The following is a 20,095-nucleotide window of genomic DNA, read 5'->3' on the forward strand; positions in this document are numbered from 1 at the left end:
ACGAGATAAAAAAAACCCGGCTTGCGCCGGGTTTTTTTATCTCTGACTGCGGATCTCAGAACAGGCCTTCTATATTGCCCTTGTCATCGACGTCGATCTTCTCGGCCGACGGCACCTTGGGCAGGCCCGGCATGGTCATCATGTTGCCGCAGATGGCGACAATGAAACCGGCACCGGCAGACAACCGTACTTCGCTGATTTCCACCGTGTGACCGCTGGGCGCGCCACGTAACGTTGGATCCGTCGAGAACGACATCTGCGTCTTGGCAATACATACCGGCAGCTTGCCGTAGTCCTTGTCCAGTTCCTTGAGTTGCGCCATCACCTTGGGTGGCGCGGTTACCTCACTGGCCCCATAGATCTTGGTGGCGACTGCCTCGATCTTGTCGAACAGCGGCTGGTCATCCTCATAGACATAGGTATGTTTGCCCGGCTTGTTGTCGACCACGTCGACCACGGCCTTGGCGAGATCCTCGGCGCCCTTGCCACCATCGGCCCAGTGCTTGGAGACGACACACTTACCACCCAGTGCCTCGACCTTCTCGCTCAACAGCTTCACCTCGGCCTCGGTGTCATGGGTGAAGTGATTGACGCAGACGACGCACGGCAGGCCGTAGTGCTTGGTGATATTATTGAGGTGCCGCTCGAGGTTAACCATGCCTTTTTCCAGCGCCTCGAGATTTTCGTTGTTGAGGTCTTCCTTGGCCACGCCGCCGTGGAACTTGAGTGCCCGGATGGTGGCTACCAGAACGACGGCGGACGGGTTGAGGCCGGCCTTGCGGCACTTGATATCGATGAACTTCTCGGCGCCGAGGTCGGCACCGAAACCGGCCTCGGTAATGGTGTAATCGGCCAGCTTCAGGGCAGTCTGTGTAGCACTGACGCTGTTGCAGCCATGCGCGATGTTGGCGAACGGACCGCCGTGGACGAACGCCAGGTTGTTTTCCAGCGTCTGTACCAGGTTCGGCTTGATGGCATCCTTGAGCAGCGCGGCCATGGCACCGTGGGCGTTGAGCTGGCGGGCCAGAACCGGCTTCTGCTCGCCGGTGTAGCCAATCACGATCGAACCCAGGCGTTCCTTCAGATCCTTGAGCGAGGTGGCCAGACAGAAAATGGCCATCACCTCGGAAGCGACGGTGATGTCGTAGCCATCTTGGCGCGGGTAACCGTTGGCGGTACCGCCCATGGCAATGACGATGTCGCGCAGGGCACGGTCGTTCATGTCGACGACGCGCTTCCAGGTAATGCGGCGAATATCGATGCCGAGGCTGTTGCCATGGTTGATGTGATTGTCGACCATGGCCGACAGCAGGTTATGCGCAGCACCGATGGCATGGAAATCGCCGGTGAAATGCAGATTGATGTCTTCCATCGGTACGACCTGGGCATGGCCACCGCCGGCGGCACCGCCCTTGACGCCGAAGCACGGGCCCAGGGAAGGCTCGCGCAAACAGATGAGGGTCTTCTTGCCGAGGCGATTCATGGCATCGCCGAGGCCCACCGTGGTGGTGGTCTTGCCCTCGCCGGCCGGGGTCGGACTAATGGCGGTCACCAGGATCAACTTGCCGTCTTTCTGTTTGCTCAGGCTGTCGATGTAGTCCAGTGACATTTTGGCCTTGTAATGGCCATAGGGTTCGAGGTGTTCGGCCGCGATCCCGTAGTGATCCTTGGCCAGCTCGATGATGGGCTTTTTCTTCGCTTTTTGTGCGATTTCTATGTCGGACATGCCGTGCTCTCCTTCAGCTGTTGCGCGGTGCTGTCTTACTTTTATTGTAACTTACGGATTGATAATCAGTTTCTACATCCCCTGCCGCGCGGCGGACATGCCGGGCGGCAGTGAGCGCTGCGCATCATCGGGGTCGGCGCCGCCGGTCCCCGCCGGGAAGACGGCTATTCTACCGTGAAGCCGGTCATTTTCTAAGGCCGATCTGGAAAAAGCCGGCCGCGATTTTTTCAGCCCGGCCGTGAAGCATTTTCATGCCAGTCAGGCGTTGCCGACGGGCGACGGCTGGCGACCACGCAGGGTCATGATACCAGCGATGATGATGAGTGCCGCCCCGGCAAAACTCATCGGGTCAGGGATCTCGCCCCAGAGCAGCCAGCCGAAGCCGGCGGCGAAGATCACGCTGGCATAGGTGTAGGGTCCGACCTGGGCGGCCGGTACCAGGCTGTAGCTCTTGGTAAGCAGCAACTGCGCCAGGGTCGCACCGATGCCGGCCAGCACCATGGCGATGAATACCGGCGCCGATGGCGTCTGCCAGTGGTAGATCATGGGGACCGCCGAGGCCAGCGTGGCGAAAAAGCTGAAATAGAACACGATACGCCGGGTCGGTTCGGTGGCCGAGAGGTTGCGGATGCCGACCATGGCCAGGGCGGTGAGCACGCCGGCACCGACGCCCGCAATGGCCGCCGGTGACCAGACGCCGCTGCCGGGCTTGACGATCAGGCCGACGCCGACAAAGCCGATGACGATCGCCGTCATGACCCGGGCGCTGGCGCGCTCGCCCAGCCATAACAGCGCGAACAGGGCGATGAACAGCGGCGAGCTGTAATTGAGAATGACCGCTTCGGCCAGGTGCAGATTGGCCAGCGCGTAAAAGAAGCAGTACATGGCGGTCAGGCCGCTGGCCACCCGGAACAGGTGCGCGCCCAGCCGCCGTGTTTTCAGCGCCTGGACACCGCCGCCATTGCCGACCAGCCAGGGCAGCAGCGCCAGCAGACCGAACAGGTTGCGCAGGAACACGACCACTGCCGTCGGCAGCTCGGCGGAGGCGTAGCGCACGGCCACGCCCATGCCGGCGAACAGCAGCGAGGCGAGCAGCGTGTAGCCGGCAGCGCGCAGGAGGGTGTGGTTTTCCATGAACAGTCTGGGTCGGGCGGGTTCAGCCCATGATATCCGGGTCCGCAAAGGGCCAGGCATTATACGGCAGCGCGGCAGCGGGCCAAAGTGTCCCGCTGCCGCCAGGGTGGCCAGGCATAGAGATGGCGACACTATTCTGGTAGCATCCTGTTCCGTCTATGAAGTCAGCCTGCGTCCTCATCAGCCCAGCTACGGACCGCCTGAAGCCGGCCCGCGGGGACGCTCCCCTCCAGTTTCGTAACCCGGTGCCCAACCCGTGAATACGCGTTTTATTTTTACAACCGGCGGCGTCGTATCGTCGCTCGGCAAGGGTATTGCGAGCGCCTCGCTGGGCGCGCTGCTGGAAGCGCGCGGCCTGAAGGTGACGCTGCTCAAACTCGATCCCTATATCAATGTCGATCCGGGCACCATGAGCCCGTTCCAGCACGGCGAAGTCTTCGTCACCGAGGACGGCGCCGAAACGGATCTCGACCTGGGTCATTACGAGCGCTTCGTGCGCACCCGGATGACCCAGAGCAACAATTTCACAACCGGCCGTATCTATCTGAATGTGATACAGAAAGAGCGCCGGGGTGATTATCTCGGCGGTACGGTGCAGGTGATTCCGCACATCACCGACGAGATCAAGCGCTGCGTTATCGAGGGCGCCGGTGATGCCGACATCGCGATGGTCGAGATTGGCGGTACGGTCGGTGATATCGAGGGCCAGCCGTTCCTGGAAGCCATCCGCCAGATGCGGGTGGAGTTTGGTGCCCAGCGGGTGATGTTCATTCATCTGACCCTGGTGCCCTACATCGGCACGGTCGGCGAGATCAAGACCAAGCCGACCCAGCACTCGGTCAAGGAACTGCGTTCCATCGGTATCCAGCCGGATGTCCTGTTGTGTCGCACCGACCGGCCGTTGCCCGACAACGAGCGCCGCAAGATGGCGCTGTTCACCAATGTCGAGGAGTCAGCCATTATCTCGGCGCTGGACGTCGACAACATCTACAAGATCCCGCGCCTGTATTTTGAACAGGGCCTGGACGAGATCGTGGTGAAGAAATTTGCCCTGGATGTTCCCACCGCTGATCTGAGCGAATGGGATGCGGTGGTCGAGGCCATGAGCAATCCTCGTGGCGAGGTCAACATCGCCATGGTCGGCAAGTACATTGAGCTTGCCGACTCCTACAAGTCACTGTCCGAGGCACTGAGTCATGCCGGCATTCACACGCGCATGCGAACCTGTATTCATTATGTGGATTCCGAGGATATCGAGCGCGACGGCATCGATTGCCTGAAAGACATGGATGCCATTCTGGTGCCGGGCGGTTTTGGTAACCGGGGTATCGACGGCAAGATTGAGGCCGTACGTTATGCCCGTGAAAACGGTGTGCCCTATCTCGGGTTGTGCCTCGGCATGCAGGTAGCGGTGATTGAATTCGCCCGCAATGTCGCCGGTCTGGCCGGCGCCAACAGTACCGAATTCGATCGCGATACGCCGCACCCGGTAATCGCCCTGATCACAGAATGGCTGGACTCGGCCGGCCGCATCGAACACCGCGACGACAGCTCCGACCTCGGCGGTACCATGCGGCTCGGTGGCCAGACCTGCCGGTTACTGCCGGAGTCACGCGTTCGTGATCTGTATGGTGTCGACGAGGTGATTGAACGCCACCGGCACCGTTACGAATTCAACAATGTTTATCGCCGCCAACTGGAAGAGGCAGGCCTGCGGGTTGCCGGTACCTCGATCGACGAACGGCTGGTCGAGATCATCGAGATCGATCATCATCCCTGGTTCGTCGCCTGCCAGTTCCATCCCGAATTTACCTCGACACCGCGCGACGGCCATCCACTGTTCGCCGGTTTCGTGCAGGCAGCCGCCGATTATCATCTGCAGCAGCAAAAGGAAGTTACCGATGCGCTTGTGTGATTTCGAGGCCGGCAACGACAAGCCGCTGTTCGTCATCGCCGGTCCGTGCGTGATCGAGAGCGAGCAGCTGGCACTGGATACCGCCGGACAGCTGCGTGAAATGACCGCGGCACTGGGTATCCCGTTCATCTACAAGTCGTCGTACGACAAGGCCAACCGCACCTCGATGGAGAGTTTCCGCGGTCCGGGCATTGATGAAGGACTGCGGATACTCGAAAAGGTGAAGCAGGACATCGGCGTGCCAGTACTGACCGACGTGCATGAGGATACGCCCATGGACGAGGTGGCCGCAGTGGCGGACGTGCTGCAGACGCCGGCATTTCTCTGCCGGCAGACTAACTTCATCCAGCGGGTTGCGCGTGCCGGCAAGCCGGTCAATATCAAGAAAGGTCAGTTCCTGGCGCCGTGGGACATGCAGAACGTGGTCGACAAGGCCCGGGCTGTCGGTAACGATCAGATCATGGTTTGTGAGCGTGGTGCCAGCTTCGGCTACAATTACCTGGTTTCGGACATGCGGGCACTGGTAATCATGCAGGATACCGGTTGCCCGGTGGTATTCGATGCCACCCATTCGGTACAGATGCCCGGTGGCCAGGGTGGTCGTTCCGGTGGCCAGCGCGAATTCGTGCCGGCATTGGCGCGGGCAGCCGTTGCCGTCGGTGTTGCCGGTGTGTTCATGGAAACGCACCCGGATCCGGACAAGGCACTCAGCGACGGTCCGAATGCCTGGCCGCTGGGGCAGATGCGTGCTCTGCTGGAAACGCTGCGGGAGCTGGATCAGTGCAGCAAGCGTAGCCAGCTCAGCTGACAAAGTAATTCATTATTAATACATCAAGAACGATAAAAAGCGTGGGGTAACAGGTGTCCCGAATCAAAACCATTAACGCGCGCGAGATTCTGGATTCGCGCGGCAATCCGACCATTCAGGCTGAAGTCGTCACGGACAATGGCACCCAGGGTAGTGCCATGGTGCCATCCGGTGCCTCGACCGGCGTCCGTGAGGCGCTGGAACTGCGTGACGGCGACAAGCAGCGCTATCTGGGCAAGGGCGTGCTGAAGGCGGTCGACAACATAAACAGCCGGATCGCGCCGGCACTGGCCGGTCATGACATTACCGATCAGGCCGGTGTCGATCAGATCATGCGTGACCTGGACGGTACGGCCAATAAATCCAGCCTGGGCGCCAATGCGCTGCTGGGCGTGTCGATGGCAGTTGCCCATGCCGCCGCCGCCGCGGAAAACCTGCCACTGTACGCCTATCTCGGCGGCGAGGGCTCGTTCCGCATGCCGGTACCCATGATGAACATCATCAACGGCGGTGCTCACGCCAACAACAGCGTCGATCTGCAGGAGTTCATGATCCTGCCGGTGGGGGCGGCCAGTCTGCGCGAGTCAGTACGCTATGGTGCCGAGGTCTTCCATGCACTTAAGGCAGTGCTTGGTGATCGCGGCATGAGTACGACGGTAGGCGATGAAGGTGGCTTTGCACCGAATCTGCCGTCGAACGAAGCGGCCATTGAACTCATTCTTGAGGCCATTGAAAAAGCCGGCTACCGCCCCGGCGAGGACATCCTGCTGGGGCTGGATGTCGCCAGTTCCGAATTTTTCAAGGCCGGTCAATATCAGCTCGAATCGGAAAACAAGTCGCTCAATGCCGCCGAGTTTATTGACTATCTCAGTCCATGGTTCGACAAGTATCCCATCATCACCATGGAAGATGGCATGGCCGAGGATGACTGGGAGGGCTGGCGTCAGCTTACCGACAAACTGGGCAAGGACGTGCAGCTGGTCGGCGACGACCTGTTCGTTACCAATACCGAGTTGCTGGAGCGCGGCATCCGCGAGAATATCGGCAATTCGATTCTCATCAAGGTCAACCAGATCGGTACCCTGAGCGAGACCCTGGCGGCAATCGATATGGCGAAAAAGGCCGGCTACACCGCGGTCATATCGCATCGCTCGGGCGAGACCGAAGATACGACGATCGCCGATCTGGCAGTGGCCACCTCGGCCGGCCAGATCAAGACCGGCTCGCTGTCGCGCTCGGATCGGGTAGCCAAGTACAACCGCCTTATGCAGATCGAGGATGAACTCGGCGGTCGGGCCAGTTACCCGGGCATGGATGCGTTCTATAATCTGGGCAGAGGCTGAACACGCCCGTGCGCACTCAGTCAGGGGCTGACGGACTGAACTGCCGAAGAGGGAAGCGATGAAGGGACTGACACTGCTGTTACTGTTGCTGCTTTGCTTTCTGCAATATCAATTGTGGATCGGTAATGGCAGTCTCACCGAGGTCAATCATCTGCAGCAGACGCGGGCTGAATTGCGCGAGCAGAATCAGCGTCTGAGCGAACGCAATGAATCGCTGGCGGCCGAAGTCATGGACCTCAAGCACGGCAAGGAAGCGCTGGAAGAGCGTGCCCGTAGCGAACTGGGCATGATTCGCGCGAACGAGACGTTCTACCAGATCGTCGATCGCGAGAATCTCTCCAGTATTGACGGGGATTGAACGCATGGCCGCGCGCAGATGCTGGGCCGTCGTACCTGCGGCGGGAATCGGCAGTCGCATGGCGGCCGGTATGCCCAAGCAATATCTCGAAGTCTGCGGCCGTTCGGTACTTGAACACACCCTGCAGCGGTTTTGTGACCATCCGGCCATTCAGGCTGTTGCGGTCGCCATCGCCAGCGATGACCATCGCTGGGCACATCTCGGCATTTCCCAGCATCGCAAGGTCCGCCGGGCCGAAGGCGGCGCCGAGCGCATGCATTCCGTTCTGAATGGACTGACGCGGCTGGAAACCGAGGCGCAGCCGGATGACTGGGTTCTGGTACACGATGCGGCCCGACCTTGCATTCGCAGCGCTGATATATCCCGGCTCCTGAGCCAGCTTGAGCAACATTCGGTTGGTGGTCTGCTCGGCTGGCCGGTTCGCGATACCATGAAACGTGCCAACGACATGGATGAGGTTACGGCGACGATCGATCGCAGCCAGCTCTGGCATGCACTGACACCGCAGATGTTTCGCCTGCAGGCATTGAAACATGCCCTGCACCAGGCCATTGCCGAGGATGCCGTCGTCACCGACGAAGCCCAGGCCATGGAACGCCTAGGTTTGCAGCCGAAATTTATCAAGGGAGCGCCGGACAACATCAAGATCACGCTGAATACCGATCTGGCGCTGGCGGAAATCTATCTGCGTGCTCAGGCACAAGCGTCAGATGATGTCGCACATCACGCGGCCGGGCGTTGTTCCGGGGAGAACTGAAGTCATGCGTATCGGCCACGGTTATGATGCCCACGCATTGGTTAGTGACCGCCCACTGATCCTTGGCGGTGTAACCATTCCCCATGACAAGGGGCTGGCGGCCCATTCCGACGGCGACGCGGTCATTCACGCGCTCTGCGACGCCCTGCTCGGTGCTGCGGCACTGGGCGATATCGGTCAGCATTTTCCGGACACCAGTGCGGACTATGAAAATGTCGATAGCCGCATTCTGCTGCGCCATGTGGCCGGTCTGCTGGCGGACAGGGGCTATCGCCTGTGTAATGCCGATGTCACGATCCTCGCGCAGGCGCCCAAAATGGCGCCCCATATTGAGTCGATGCGCACTAATCTGGCCACCGACCTGGCGACCGAGCCCGATAACCTGAATATCAAGGCCTCAACGACCGAGGGTATGGGCTTTATCGGCCGCCGTGAGGGGATCGTGGTCTATGCGGTCGCCCTGATCGCCTGAAAAAACGCCATCCCGCCTATTCCGCGTCTGCCGCCCGGGCGGCCAGACGCCCCCGTTTGTCCGATTTTTGCCGGTTTTCTGCGGCCAGCCAAGACTTCCTGGACTAGACTTATTGATGGATAGTCCCCGCCATTGGGAATGAATCCCTCTGTGAGCAAGTAACTACCTCATGTCGTCAGCTAACCCGGACTACAAGTCCAGGAGGATAAAGTAATGGAAGCCATAAACACGCATCATATTCTGGAACAATTCAAGCAAATCAAACTTCGCATGGATGCCTCGCAAGGTGTTCTCTGGATGTACATGCAACCCGAAGGCCGGCCCTGTTTCTCGGTCGATCTGGTCAAGGAAATCATTGCCTCGCATAACACCCTGCAGCGTAACCGGGGCTACTATCCGCATGCCGATGATTTCGTCAAAGTCGATTATCAGGTCATGACCTCGCCCGATGGCATGCCTTACAACCTTGGCGGAGATCTGGAACTGTTTCTGCATTGTTTACGCAAGCGCGACCGGCAACGGCTGACCGACTATGCCAAGCTGTGCATTGATGGTCTTTACCCGACCAGCTGCAATTTCCAGGGTACGGTAACGACCATTGCATTGGTGAAAGGTCAGGCTCTGGGTGGTGGATTCGAGTCGGCCCTGTCCAGCAGCATCATCATTGCCGAACGTGATGCCCGGATGGGACTGCCGGAAGTACTGTTCAACCTGTTTCCGGGCATGGGCGCCTATCAGCTCCTCGCCCGGCGTTTACCTCAGGCCCAGGTCGAGCGCATGATCATGAGCGGCCGTCTATACGAGGCAGAAGAGCTCTACGAGATGGGCGTGGTCGACATATTGGCAGAGCCGGGTGCCGGTGAGGCGGCAGTTCACGAGTACGTGCAGCGCAACCAGCGGCGTCGTAATACACAGTTGTCAATGCAGAGAGTGCGTCAGCTCAGTCAGCCGCTCAGTTACCATGAACTGATGCGCGTTTGCCATCTGTGGGTGGATGCCGCATTACAGTTGACAGCGCGGGATCTAAAGGTCATGGAACGGCTGGTCAGTGCCCAGTACCGTATGGTCTCTGGTGGCACCGAAAGTCAGGCGCCACTACAGGCCATTGCCTGAAACGACTGTCAGATAGCAGCATAGGCCTGGCGATCCCGGTAGGAGAGCAGTCCCTCCCGGGTCGCCTCAAGGGCCTCACCAATCAGTTGTAGCTGTTCCCGCCCATGCGACCGCAGGTGTTCGTCACTCATGCGGTTGACCTCACTGCATACCCGTCCCAGTTGATGCGCACCGATACTGCGGGCACTACCGGTAATGGTATGAGCCAGATCACGAACCTGGCTGAAATCCTCTGCAGACAAGGCCGCATCCAGATTGTTCAGCGATTCGGAATTATCCTGCAGGAAACCATCGATCAGGTCGCGAATAAATTCAGGATCCTTGGCAATCTCGGCGAGACTGTCAAGAATATGCTCATCAACAGCCGGGGTGGACAGTTCCGTCGTTATCGCGCTCTTTTCTGATACCTGTTCATCAGCCGCGTTGTCATTGCCATACAAGCTGATATGGTCGAGCAGACGTTCGGCTTCTATGGGCTTGCTGAGATAGGCATCGATACCAGCATCCTTGCAGGCTTGAACCGCTTCGGATGTCGCGTTGGCCGTCAGCATGATGATCGGTATTGGTTGATCGGCATAACTGAAGCGGATGATCTTGGCTGCCTCGATACCGCCCATCACCGGCATATGCATATCCATGATGACGAGGTCGTAGCGCTGCTGTTCGAGTGCATCCAGTACGGCCTCGCCATTCTCGGTCAAGGTTACTTTATGACCTGCATGTTCAAGCATCTTGGCAATGACTTTCTGATTGGTCGGATTGTCCTCACCGACCAGAATGTTCTTGCCCTTCTGTCTGGATTCGTCACTGCTGGCATGATAGTGATCCAGTAAATTGGCAATTCGCGAGTTATAGAGGTCATTGGCAGTGGCAGCATGAATTACGTTGAACAGGATGCGCTTGTCGAGCGGATAGCCGATGGCGCAGAAATAGCCGCTGCTCAGCAGTGTTTTTTCCATGGCCTGATGAACAGCCTGTTCGCGAATCAGTACCAGCCGGGGGACACTGGAGTAGTCACGTATGCGTCCGGCCAGGGCATTGGCGTCGTTACCTGTAACCGAGGCATCGATCAACAATACATCAACATGGTCGAGATTGATGGCACCATTGGCCATTTTGTCCATGAGTTTGTCGGCATCCGGCAGATTGATCGAGCGTATACCCCAGTCGGCCAGCATGGAATTCAGCTGCTGCAGACGTTCGCCCTCGGGCAACAAAGATATAATCCGGTGATAGCCGGAGAGGCTGTCGTGCGTGTCATCCTGCTCACTGACCTGTTGCTCAATACGAAACCAGAATGTCGATCCTTTCCCCGATTGACTTTCCACGCCCAGCGTGCCATCCATGAGATCAACCAATTGCTTGGATATGGAAATACCCAAGCCAGTGCCGCCGAATTTTCGCGTGATCGAATCGTCAGCCTGGGAAAAACTCTCGAAAATCCGTGCCTGCGCATCTTCGGATATGCCAATACCCGTATCGGTGACCTTGAATAGCAGACCAACATTGGCGGGGTTGCTGCCGATGGAATGATACGACTCGACAACTACCTGGATTTGCCCTCGCTCGGTAAACTTGATGGCATTGGAGAGCAGATTCATGAGTACCTGGCGTAGATGGTGTACATCCCCCTGTAGCCGGTAGGGTAGCTCTGGTGCAATATGCGTCTGCAATTGCAGACCCTTATCTTCGGCCTGGCGCTGAAACATGCGTAATGTGCTGTTGATCAGTACATGCAGATCATAGTCATTCGTTTCCAGGTTAATCTTGCCAGCCTCGATCTTGGACAGATCCAGTATGTCATTGACCAGGCTGAGAAGGGTATGTGCAGAACCGTGTATGGTGTCGGCATAATCCTTTTGTTCATCATCCAGCGAGGTCGTCATCAGCAGATCGCTCATGCCGATGATGCCATTCAGTGGCGTTCTGATTTCATGGCTCATGTTGGCCAGGAACTTGGACTTCGCCTCGTTCGCAACGTTGGCGGACTTGACGGCGGTATTCAGACGCCGGATCAGGACGCCGACGTACATCGGAATAACGAGCAATGCCGCCAGCAGACCGATGGCCAGAACCCGATGCTCGATCCAGTAATCCGATACGAACATGACCACCAGAAATCCGATGACGCTGGCGACGGCAGAGAGATAGAGATAATGCGCGCCGTAGCGAAAGCCATTACCCAGTGTGACCCAGAGATAGACACCGAATATGGGCGCGGCGGACGCCATCGTCGACATGAAAAATGTGGTCGCTCCGAGATCAAGCACCATGCCTGTCAGGCGTCGGGCAACCGAAGTCTGCGTCGACAGGTAACACAACGCAAACAGGATAATAGCCGCAAGGCTTACAAAAACGATGCCACCCAGAATGAGTTGCTCTTTGCCGGCGGGCAGGTTAAGCGACAGGTAGGTGAAGACGATCGCGAGAATGATCAGCCTGATGGAGCATTGTTCAAGCTCGGTATCGGAACGCGGGTGCGAATGCTTAAGCAGCTTGGCGAGCATGTTCTGGGGCTGTCCGGACTAGTAATTGCCGGAAAATTCGGCGACGGACGGGATCGACAGGTTTTCAAATTCGTCACAGCAGTCAGCAATGGCCGAGTAATTTTCCACGAATGCATCGACACAAGCCGGGTCCAGGTGCGCGCCACGCGCGATCTTGATAAATGAATAGGCATCATCGCGCGGCCAGGCATCCTTGTAACTGCGTTTGCTGATGAGTGCGTCGAAGACGTCGGCTACCGCGGCTATGCGGGCCACCAGGGGTATATCCTCGCCCTTGAGGCCGTTGGGGTAGCCATGGCCGTCATATTTTTCATGGTGGTTCAGCGCAATAATGGCGCCCATCTGCAGATAGGGCGAGGGACTGTCCTTGAGAATCTCATAGCCGATGGTGGTATGGTTTTTCATGACCTCGAATTCTTCAGTGGTCAAACGGTCCGGCTTTTTCAGGATCGCATCGGGAATGCCGATCTTGCCGATATCGTGCATCGGTGCCGCGAACTCAAGAATGCGACATTCATCCTCGGGCAGACCCAGTGCCCGCGCGATGATGACCGAGAACTGGCCCATGCGCAGCAGGCGCCGGCCGCTGATGTTCTCGCGGAACTCGCCGGCCCGCGCGAGCCGGTACAGCGTTTCCTTTTCGCGGGTATGGATGGCCTCGGTGGCCAGGTGGACCTGGCTCTCCAGTGAACTGGCGCGGTTGCGGATGATCAGCTGCTGCTTGTTCATCGCCAGAAGATTGCGACAGCGCACCTTGCATTCGTAATGGTCCACCGGCTTGCGCAAAAAGTCCGTTGCGCCAGCATCGAGCGCCTTGTATAGCGTTGTCCGGTCGTCGTAAATGGTGATGATTACGATCGGGATGTCGTGACAGTTCGGCAGGCTGCGCAGCTGGCGGGTGAACTCGATACCATCCATGTGTGGCATCTTGACGTCGGCCAGCACCAGGTTGGGCGGTTGTTGCCGGGCCAGTTCCAGCGCTGTCTCGGCGTTATCGAAGGAGCGTACCTCAATATTGCTGGCGATGCTTTTGGTAATCGTCTCCAGGATCAAGCGGCTTGTCATCTGATCGTCGACGATCATGACGGTTGCATTGAGGCTGTTTTGCGCTGATTGGCTGGTGGTTCGTGACAATGGATGCATCCCTAGGCCGGAGCCTGATTGTTATTGGCTGTATGTGCTTCGGCGGGCAGTCATCGTCCCTGGGCCGGCTGGTTTTGTGAAATCGTGTTGTTTTTTGTCCCGGTAGCCAGACTGCCGCGCTAGACCCTCATAAATCTAATAATAGCGTATTTGGCCGGATCGGGAAGTAAGTGGGCCGAAATGGAGTCATTTCCGCTGGCGTAACAACACATAAATGGCACCGGTACCCCCATCAACCGGCCGTGCCGAGCAGAAAGCGAGCACATCATCGCAGAGCCGCAGCCAGTGATTAACATGGATCTTGAGCACGGGCCGGCCATCCGGTGAACCGCGGCCCTTGCCATGAATGATGCGTATGCAACGGCGATTGTAATGACGGCAGGCAGCCAGGAATTCGTTGAGTTCGCGCCGCGCCAGCTCCGTGGTCAGGCCGTGCAGATCCAGTTCGGCCTCAACGATGAACTGGCCGCGGCGCAGGCGTTTGAAGACCTGTGTCTGAATCCCCGGACGCTTGTATGAAAGTTCCTCGCCGGTTTCCACATCGGCCATGGTCATGTCGCCGCTGGCCATTTCCTCCAGGACCTCGGCTTCCGCCCGACGGGTCTGGTAGGGCTGCGGTTGGGGTCGCGGTGTATCCGAGCGAATGCGGGCCGGTGACTGTACCGGCTCAACGGCACCCACGGCACTGCGAAACAGTTCGCTGTCTTCCGGACTGATATCGTCGGGATCGGCCATTACGGGAAATCCGCCTACGAGTCGGTTACACGGCGAGTGTAAAACAGATGCCCGGAACTGTCAGTGCCGGGCCTGGTCCAGCCAGAAACGCGCGTTGCGGAACAGCTGCAGCCACGGTCCGTCCGCGGTCGTCCAGTCCGCCGGCAACCACGAGTACTGCTGGCGCAGGAACATGCGTTCCGGGTGTGGCATCAGGATCGTCACGCGGCCGTCGTCGCTGGTGAAGCCGGTGACGCCGTCAGTGGAACCGTTCGGATTGGCTGGATAGCGATTGGCCGGCTTGCCGTGACTGTCGATGTAGCGCAGTGCCGGGATCGCCTGATCAGCCGCGCCCGGGTCGGCAAAACTGACCCGGCCCTCGCCGTGGGCGACGGCGATCGGCAGGCGTGCCCCCTGCATACCGGCCAGCAGCACCGACGGCGAGTCCAGCACCTCGACCAGTGCCAGGCGGGCCTCGAACTGCTCCGACCGGTTGCGCAGGAAATCCGGCCAGTGCGCCGCGCCCGGGATCAGATCGCGCAGCTGCGAAAACATCTGGCAGCCGTTGCAGACGCCGAGCGCGAACTTGTCACTGCGCTCGAAAAACGCGGCAAACTGGTCGCGCAGCCGGTTGTTGAACCGGATCGACTTGGCCCAGCCGCCGCCGGCGCCAAGCACGTCGCCGTAGGAAAAACCGCCGCAGGCGGCCAGGCCGGCATAGTCGCCGAGGTCGGCACGGCCGGTGAGCAGATCGGTCATCGGCACGTCGAAAGCGTCGAAGCCGGCGCGCTCGAACGCCGCCGCCATCTCGACCTGGCCGTTGACGCCCTGGTCGCGCAGGATCGCCACCCGCGGCCGCGCACCGCCGGGCAGGGGCGCGGCCAGCCGTTCGGCGAACGGCGCTTCACAGCGCAGGCCCGGATCGCGCCAGTCCTGCAGCTGGGCGTACTCCTCGCGCGCGCATTCGGGGTTATCGCGCAGTGACTGCATGTGATAGCTGGTGGCCGACCAGTGCGCCTGCAGCGCTGGCAGCGAGCCCGTGAATATCGTCCGGCCGTTCCGGCGGATGGTCAGGTCATGACCATCCGCTGGCGCACCGATAGCGTGGACGTGGCCGGCCAGTGACGTTTGCTCGAAGTGTTCGAGCACGGCGTCCCGGTCGGCCGTGCGCACCTGGATGACCGCACCCAGCTCCTCGTTGAACAGCGCGGCGGCGGCGTTGTCGCCCAGTGCAACGACGTCGATGTCGAGGCCGCGATGCGCGGCGAAAGCCATTTCGCACAACGTCGTAAACAGGCCGCCGTCACTGCGATCGTGATAGGCGAGCAGCAGGCCGTTGTCGTTGAACAGCTGGATGGCGCGGAACAGTTCAACGAGGTCTTCGGGCCGCTCGCAGTCGGGACTGTCGCCGCCCGTCTGTTCGTAAACCTGGGCCAGCGACGAACCGCCGAGCCGTTGGCGGCCGCGGCCGAGGTCGATCAGCAACAGCGATGTCGGTTCATCCAGGGTCTGTAACTCTGGTGTCAGCGACTGGCGCACGTTGGCCACCGGTGCAAAGGCGGTGACGATCAGCGACAGCGGGGCGACGGCGCGCCGCTCGGCGCCGTCCTGCTGCCACACGGTCTGCATCGACAACGAATCCTTGCCGACTGGAATGGCGATGCCGAGGTCGCGGCAAAACCCGGATACCGCGCGGGCGGTGTCGTAGAGCGCGGCGTCCTCGCCCGGCGCGCCGCAGGCCGCCATCCAGTTGGCCGACAAGGCGATGTCGTCGAGCCGTAGTACGCGTGCCGCACAGATATTGGTGATTGCCTCGGCAACCGCCATGCGCCCGGATGCCGGTGCATCGAGTAATGCCAGTGGCGTGCGCTCGCCCACCGCCATGACCTCGCCGGTCAGCGTGTCGTAGCCGGCCGCGGTCACGGCGCAGTCGGCCACCGGCACCTGCCACGGGCCGACCATCTGGTCGCGCACCACCAGACCGGAAACCGTGCGATCGCCAATGGTGATCAAAAAGCGCTTGTCGGCAACCGTCGGCAGGTTCAGTACCCGCTCGGCGGCCACGTCGATGGCAATGTCGGCGGCGGTGAATTCTGTAGCCGGCACGGCTTCGTGTTCGGCCGTGCGCTGCATGCGCGGCAGATCGCCGAGCAGGAAAGGCATCGGCAGATCGATCGGATCGTTGTCGAAGTATTCGTCGTGAACGCGCAGGTGGCCGGCGTCGGTGGCCGTGCCGAGAATGGCGAACGGTGCGCGTTCGCGCGCGCAGATTTGCCGGAAGCATTCCTCGCTGCCGGGCTGCAGCGCCAGCACGTAGCGCTCCTGCGACTCGTTGCACCAGATCTGCAGCGGCGACATGCCCGGTTCGGCGTTCGGTACCCGGCGGAGCTCGATTTCGGCGCCGCGGCCGCTACCGTCGGCGAGTTCCGGCAGCGCGTTCGACAGGCCGCCGGCGCCGACGTCGTGGATACTGACGATCGGGTTGTCGGCACCCAGCGCCCAGCAGCGATCGATCGCCTCCTGGCAGCGGCGCTGCATTTCCGGGTTGTCGCGCTGCACCGAGGCGAAGTCGAGCTCGGCGTCGCCGGCACCGCTGGCGATGGACGACGCCGCGCCGCCGCCGAGGCCGATCAGCATGGCCGGGCCGCCGAGCACGACCAGGCTGGCGCCGGCCGGGATGTCCTGCTTGTGCACGTGTTCGTCGCGGATCATGCCGTAGCCGCCGGCGATCATGATCGGCTTGTGGTAGCCGCGCAGGCGGCCGTGGCGATCGGACATTTCGAACGTGCGGAAGTAGCCGCCGAGCGCTGGCCGGCCGAATTCGTTGTTGAACGACGCGGCGCCGATCGGCCCGTCGGTCATGATGGCCAGCGCCGGGGCGAGCCGCTGTGGCCGACCATGGTCGGTTTCCCACGGCTGCAGGTGATCGGGAATGCGCAGGTTGGCGACCGAGAAGCCGCTCATGCCGGCCTTCGGCCTGGCGCCGCGGCCGGTGGCGGCCTCGTCCCGGATCTCGCCGCCGGCGCCGGTGGCGGCGCCGGCGTAGGGCGCGATCGCGGTCGGGTGGTTGTGCGTTTCCACCTTCATCAGCAGATGTACCGGTTCCTCGCAGTAGCGGTACTGATTGCTGCCGTCGGGAAAGAAGCGGCTGGCATCGAAGCCGCGGCTGACCGCAGCGTTGTCGGAATACGCCGACAGCACGCGGCCGGGGTGGGTGTCGTGCGTCTGGCGAATGAAATCGAACAACGACGTATCGTGTGCTTCGCCGTCGATGGTCCAGGCGGCCTTGAATATCTTGTGCCGGCAGTGTTCCGAGTTCACCTGCGCGAACATCATCAGTTCGACGTCGCTGGGGTTGCGCCCGAGCCGGGTATAGCCTTCCGCCAGGTAGTCGATTTCTTCCCCGGCCAGCGCCAGTCCAAGGCGCTCGTTGGCGGCGTTCAGGGCGGCAACGGCGTCGTCACCCAGATCGATGGTCGTCACCGGCGCCGGTTCGCCGTGGCTGAACAGGCCGGTCAGTGCATCGCGCCGGTCCAGCGCCACCTCGGTCATGCGATCGTGCAGCAGCGGCTTGATCGCGTGCCGGGCGTCCGCGTCCGGCGCCGGCTCGCCGTGCAGGCTCCAGGCGATGGCGCGCTCGATGCGCAGCACCTTGTCGAGATCGCAGTGATGCAGGATGTCGGTGGCCTTGCTCGACCACGGCGACTGCGTGCCGAAACGCGGCGCGGTGACGATCTCGATGGCGGTCGTCGCATCAGCGTCAGCCGCTTCACCGTAATGCAGCAGCGCATCCAGACGCCGGCGTTCGTCGTCATCGAGTGGCTCGGCAAGCTGCACGCAGTGCAGAAAGCGCGCGCTGATGCGCGTGACGCCCGGTGCAACGGCATTGATGTCGGCAAGCAGTTTAGCGAGGCGGAAATCGGACCGGGCCCGGCCGCCGTCAAGAATTTCGATCATGGTGCTGGAAAGGTCAGGCCTGGTTGCGGGTTTGTTCATTGTCTTTTCTGGGATTCATCAACCGCGTCGACACGGATCTGGATGCGGGACTGGCTGGAACGCTGGCGCTCATCACGGCTCAGCAGGCGATCGTCGTCACGTTCACTCTCGGTATCGACGCCGCCGATCGTCAGCCATTCGCCCAGCCGGCCGCTGACGACGGTCTGCACATCCTGCAACCGGATGCTGGCGCCGCCGCGTTCGCGCTGGATGCGTTCCACGCGCGGCGCAACCTCCAGCGTGACTTGGTCGCCCTGCAGCCGTGGCAGTACGTAAAAGCCGGAACTGACATTCTCGTACTGCTGACTGTCGCGGACGACGACGCTGCCGGGCGTGACATACACGTCACGGCGCGGAAACGGGTACAACTGACCCGACTGGATATGGGCCGGGTAACCGGCTGTCGCCCGCACGCGGTAGCTGCCGCGATCATGATCGCGCGATTGCCGATCGTCGAGTTCGTACCGCAGCCGGCCGCCGTCGTTATCGTAACGACCGCTGATCCCCTCTTCGCGGCGGCGGCTATCGCTGCTGCTGTCCTGCCTGACCGTGATCATCAGCTGCCGCGGTGCGTTGTCGAGCCGGGCGAGTACGGCCTTGATGCTGCGTATGTTGTCCGGCGACGCCTTGATGATCAGTTGATTGTTCATGCCGCTGATGCTGCCGCCCGGTTCCACCAGCGGTTCGAGTACCGGCAATACGTCGCCGACCAGCTGGTGTTCGAGTTCGATGACCTCGAGCTTGCGATCGTCGGCCAGCGCCGGTGTTGCCAGCAGCGCACAGAAAACAGCCATGATCAAAAAGCCCAGCGATCGCCGGCCGATCATAGCGACAACCGACGCAAATAGACGCTGCTGGAGGCGTGTGCCCACATGTCCTCAAAGGTGTTCAGCAATGCCTGTGCCCGGCGCCGGGCGCTGAAGTTGGCACCGGCCTCGTAACGATTGCCCAGCGGCCGGTGAATGTAGCCGCAGCGATCGGCGACCAGCAACGCCTCGCCGTAGTCGTCATGCTGGCGTGCTGCCTGGCGCAGCTCGATGAAGCTGCTCAGATCGCCGGCCAGCTGCAAAAGCTGGTGGCCGCGCCGGGCGATCGCCTGCGCCTCGAAAACCAGCACGCGCACCTGGCAACGCCGGTTGTCGAGGATCATGCGCTTGACCGCCGCGATGAAATCGGGCTGGTCGTAGACGGACGGATCGAGCTGCCGGCTGGCGATGTCGAGGCTGCGCCGCGCCTGTCTGACCATGGCCTGGCTGGCGAGCTGGTTGTGCTCACGGCTGTCCAGCTCCAGTTCGGAGTCGGTCTGGCCGAGACTGTACTGATCAAATTGATACATGGCGGGCACCGCAGGGGACAGGCGGGAATGATAATGGACGCCCCCGGTGCATACAATCTGTGGCTGTCAGTTGCGCCGTTCCATGACGCGGTGACGGATGCCGGCCTCCATGAACTCGGCACCGACGGGCTCGAAACCGAAGCGCCGGTAGAAATCCAGCGCCCGCAACTGGCCGTGCAGGAATACGCGCTCGATCCCGGCCGTTTCAGCAGCGGCCAGCAGGGCCGTCAGCAGGCGTCCGCCCAGGCCGCGACCACGCGCCTCCGGCAGGACCGCCATGCGGCCGATTTGACCGCTGGTCAGCAGCCGGCCGGTGCCGCAGGGCGGGTCGCCGTCAATCCGGCCGAGTACGTGGATGGCGCGGTCATCGAGCCCGTCCCATTCCAGTGTCTCCGGCACGCGCTGCTCCTCGACGAACACGCGGTAACGGATGTCGCAGATGCTGGCCTGTTCGGTAAGCCAGTCGGCACGCCAGACGTCGATGCTGTGGTTCATGGGGTTATTGGTGACTGGTTATTGGTGATTAGTGATTGGAAACTGGTAATTGGCGAAGCCCGCCTTCGTGGAAGCGAATTGAAATCTGCAAACCATCTGGCGCATGTGTCGCCGATTTTAATCGGCTCCCCCAAAGATTGGTTTTATGATCGTGGGAGCGGTGACCCCGCTGCGAAGATTTCTGGAGCCTGTAAATCAAATTGTGTAACTGCCCATTGGTGCTAGTGTACAAGAGGAGCCCATCAATGGCAGAGACAATGGATCAGGACAAACTGAAG

16 protein-coding genes are annotated in these 20,095 nt (G+C 60.7%); 7 read left to right on the forward strand and 9 right to left on the reverse strand.

Going from position 1 to position 20,095, the window contains the following annotated elements:
* Positions 1–55: 55 nt before the first annotated feature.
* Together J2T55_RS08860 and J2T55_RS08865 are read right to left on the reverse strand one after the other, a co-directional pair.
* Positions 56–1,726 carry a formate--tetrahydrofolate ligase gene (locus J2T55_RS08860; RefSeq protein WP_259055732.1) on the reverse strand — a complete coding sequence of 557 codons (1,671 nt, stop codon included), beginning with the start codon at positions 1,724–1,726 and terminating at the stop codon, positions 56–58.
* Between the two features lie 258 nt (positions 1,727–1,984).
* Positions 1,985–2,860 (reverse strand): DMT family transporter, encoded by an 876-nt coding sequence (locus J2T55_RS08865; protein ID WP_259055733.1) that lies wholly within the window; start codon positions 2,858–2,860, stop codon positions 1,985–1,987.
* Positions 2,861–3,116: 256 nt separating this feature from the next.
* On the opposite strand from J2T55_RS08865, the gene J2T55_RS08870 reads away from it, so the two are divergent.
* The 7 genes from J2T55_RS08870 to J2T55_RS08900 all read left to right on the forward strand — a co-directional run bounded on the left by J2T55_RS08870 (position 3,117) and on the right by J2T55_RS08900 (position 9,626).
* Positions 3,117–4,775, forward strand: a complete 1,659-nt coding sequence (locus J2T55_RS08870) for a CTP synthase (protein ID WP_259055734.1) — start codon at positions 3,117–3,119, stop codon at positions 4,773–4,775.
* Complete coding sequence (kdsA, locus tag J2T55_RS08875; RefSeq protein ID WP_259055736.1) at positions 4,762–5,583, forward strand: 3-deoxy-8-phosphooctulonate synthase; 822 nt, start codon at positions 4,762–4,764, stop codon at positions 5,581–5,583. Before J2T55_RS08870 ends, kdsA begins: the two co-directional genes overlap by 14 nt.
* A 53-nt stretch (positions 5,584–5,636) precedes the next feature.
* Positions 5,637–6,926: a phosphopyruvate hydratase gene (gene eno / locus J2T55_RS08880; protein ID WP_259055737.1), complete on the forward strand. Its 1,290-nt coding sequence runs from the start codon at positions 5,637–5,639 to the stop codon at positions 6,924–6,926.
* A 58-nt stretch (positions 6,927–6,984) separates the two neighbouring features.
* A complete protein-coding gene (ftsB, locus tag J2T55_RS08885; RefSeq protein ID WP_259055738.1) occupies positions 6,985–7,284 on the forward strand; it encodes a cell division protein FtsB in 300 nt (99 codons plus the stop codon).
* Between the two features lie 4 nt (positions 7,285–7,288).
* The gene (gene ispD / locus J2T55_RS08890) at positions 7,289–8,041 is read left to right on the forward strand and encodes a 2-C-methyl-D-erythritol 4-phosphate cytidylyltransferase (RefSeq protein ID WP_259055739.1); all 753 of its coding nucleotides are present in this window, start codon (positions 7,289–7,291) and stop codon (positions 8,039–8,041) included.
* Positions 8,042–8,045: 4 nt separating this feature from the next.
* Entirely contained in the window at positions 8,046–8,513 is a 468-nt protein-coding gene (ispF, locus tag J2T55_RS08895; RefSeq protein WP_259055740.1) for a 2-C-methyl-D-erythritol 2,4-cyclodiphosphate synthase, read from the forward strand.
* A gap of 213 nt (positions 8,514–8,726) precedes the next feature.
* On the forward strand, positions 8,727–9,626 hold the full coding sequence (locus J2T55_RS08900; protein ID WP_259055741.1) for a crotonase/enoyl-CoA hydratase family protein: 900 nt from the start codon (positions 8,727–8,729) through the stop codon (positions 9,624–9,626).
* Positions 9,627–9,634: 8 nt separating this feature from the next.
* On the opposite strand, the gene J2T55_RS08905 is transcribed toward J2T55_RS08900, so the two are convergent.
* From J2T55_RS08905 to J2T55_RS08935, 7 genes are all read right to left on the reverse strand, one after another.
* Positions 9,635–12,133 (reverse strand): response regulator, encoded by a 2,499-nt coding sequence (locus tag J2T55_RS08905; protein ID WP_259055742.1) that lies wholly within the window; start codon positions 12,131–12,133, stop codon positions 9,635–9,637.
* Between the two features lie 18 nt (positions 12,134–12,151).
* Positions 12,152–13,267: a response regulator gene (locus J2T55_RS08910; protein WP_259055743.1), complete on the reverse strand. Its 1,116-nt coding sequence runs from the start codon at positions 13,265–13,267 to the stop codon at positions 12,152–12,154.
* Positions 13,268–13,462: 195 nt separating this feature from the next.
* The gene (locus J2T55_RS08915; protein ID WP_259055744.1) at positions 13,463–14,011 is read right to left on the reverse strand and encodes a Smr/MutS family protein; all 549 of its coding nucleotides are present in this window, start codon (positions 14,009–14,011) and stop codon (positions 13,463–13,465) included.
* Between the two features lie 60 nt (positions 14,012–14,071).
* Complete coding sequence (purL, locus tag J2T55_RS08920) at positions 14,072–17,944, reverse strand: phosphoribosylformylglycinamidine synthase (protein ID WP_259055748.1); 3,873 nt, start codon at positions 17,942–17,944, stop codon at positions 14,072–14,074.
* A 38-nt stretch (positions 17,945–17,982) separates the two neighbouring features.
* Positions 17,983–18,780, reverse strand: a complete 798-nt coding sequence (locus tag J2T55_RS08925) for a secretin N-terminal domain-containing protein (RefSeq protein ID WP_259055745.1) — start codon at positions 18,778–18,780, stop codon at positions 17,983–17,985.
* 29 nt (positions 18,781–18,809) lie between these two features.
* Positions 18,810–19,322, reverse strand: a complete 513-nt coding sequence (locus tag J2T55_RS08930; protein ID WP_259055746.1) for a DUF7931 domain-containing protein — start codon at positions 19,320–19,322, stop codon at positions 18,810–18,812.
* 66 nt (positions 19,323–19,388) lie between these two features.
* Entirely contained in the window at positions 19,389–19,817 is a 429-nt protein-coding gene (locus J2T55_RS08935) for a GNAT family N-acetyltransferase (RefSeq protein ID WP_259055747.1), read from the reverse strand.
* Positions 19,818–20,095: the final 278 nt, after the last annotated feature.

The sequence above is a fragment of the Methylohalomonas lacus genome, assembly GCF_024808875.1.
In the GTDB taxonomy this organism is placed as follows: Bacteria; Pseudomonadota; Gammaproteobacteria; order Methylohalomonadales; family Methylohalomonadaceae; genus Methylohalomonas; species Methylohalomonas lacus.

Excerpts from the sequence above, each read along its gene's own strand:
- J2T55_RS08860 (WP_259055732.1), bottom strand. The coding sequence starts at position 1,726 with ATGTCCGACATAGAAATCGCACAAAAAGCGAAGAAAAAGCCCATCATC.
- J2T55_RS08865 (WP_259055733.1), bottom strand. The coding sequence starts at position 2,860 with ATGGAAAACCACACCCTCCTGCGCGCTGCCGGCTACACGCTGCTCGCC.
- kdsA (WP_259055736.1), top strand. The coding sequence starts at position 4,762 with ATGCGCTTGTGTGATTTCGAGGCCGGCAACGACAAGCCGCTGTTCGTC.
- ftsB (WP_259055738.1), top strand. The coding sequence starts at position 6,985 with ATGAAGGGACTGACACTGCTGTTACTGTTGCTGCTTTGCTTTCTGCAA.
- ispD (WP_259055739.1), top strand. The coding sequence starts at position 7,289 with ATGGCCGCGCGCAGATGCTGGGCCGTCGTACCTGCGGCGGGAATCGGC.
- ispF (WP_259055740.1), top strand. The coding sequence starts at position 8,046 with ATGCGTATCGGCCACGGTTATGATGCCCACGCATTGGTTAGTGACCGC.
- J2T55_RS08900 (WP_259055741.1), top strand. The coding sequence starts at position 8,727 with ATGGAAGCCATAAACACGCATCATATTCTGGAACAATTCAAGCAAATC.
- J2T55_RS08905 (WP_259055742.1), bottom strand. The coding sequence starts at position 12,133 with ATGCTCGCCAAGCTGCTTAAGCATTCGCACCCGCGTTCCGATACCGAG.
- J2T55_RS08915 (WP_259055744.1), bottom strand. The coding sequence starts at position 14,011 with ATGGCCGATCCCGACGATATCAGTCCGGAAGACAGCGAACTGTTTCGC.
- J2T55_RS08925 (WP_259055745.1), bottom strand. The coding sequence starts at position 18,780 with ATGGCTGTTTTCTGTGCGCTGCTGGCAACACCGGCGCTGGCCGACGAT.
- J2T55_RS08930 (WP_259055746.1), bottom strand. The coding sequence starts at position 19,322 with ATGTATCAATTTGATCAGTACAGTCTCGGCCAGACCGACTCCGAACTG.
- J2T55_RS08935 (WP_259055747.1), bottom strand. The coding sequence starts at position 19,817 with ATGAACCACAGCATCGACGTCTGGCGTGCCGACTGGCTTACCGAACAG.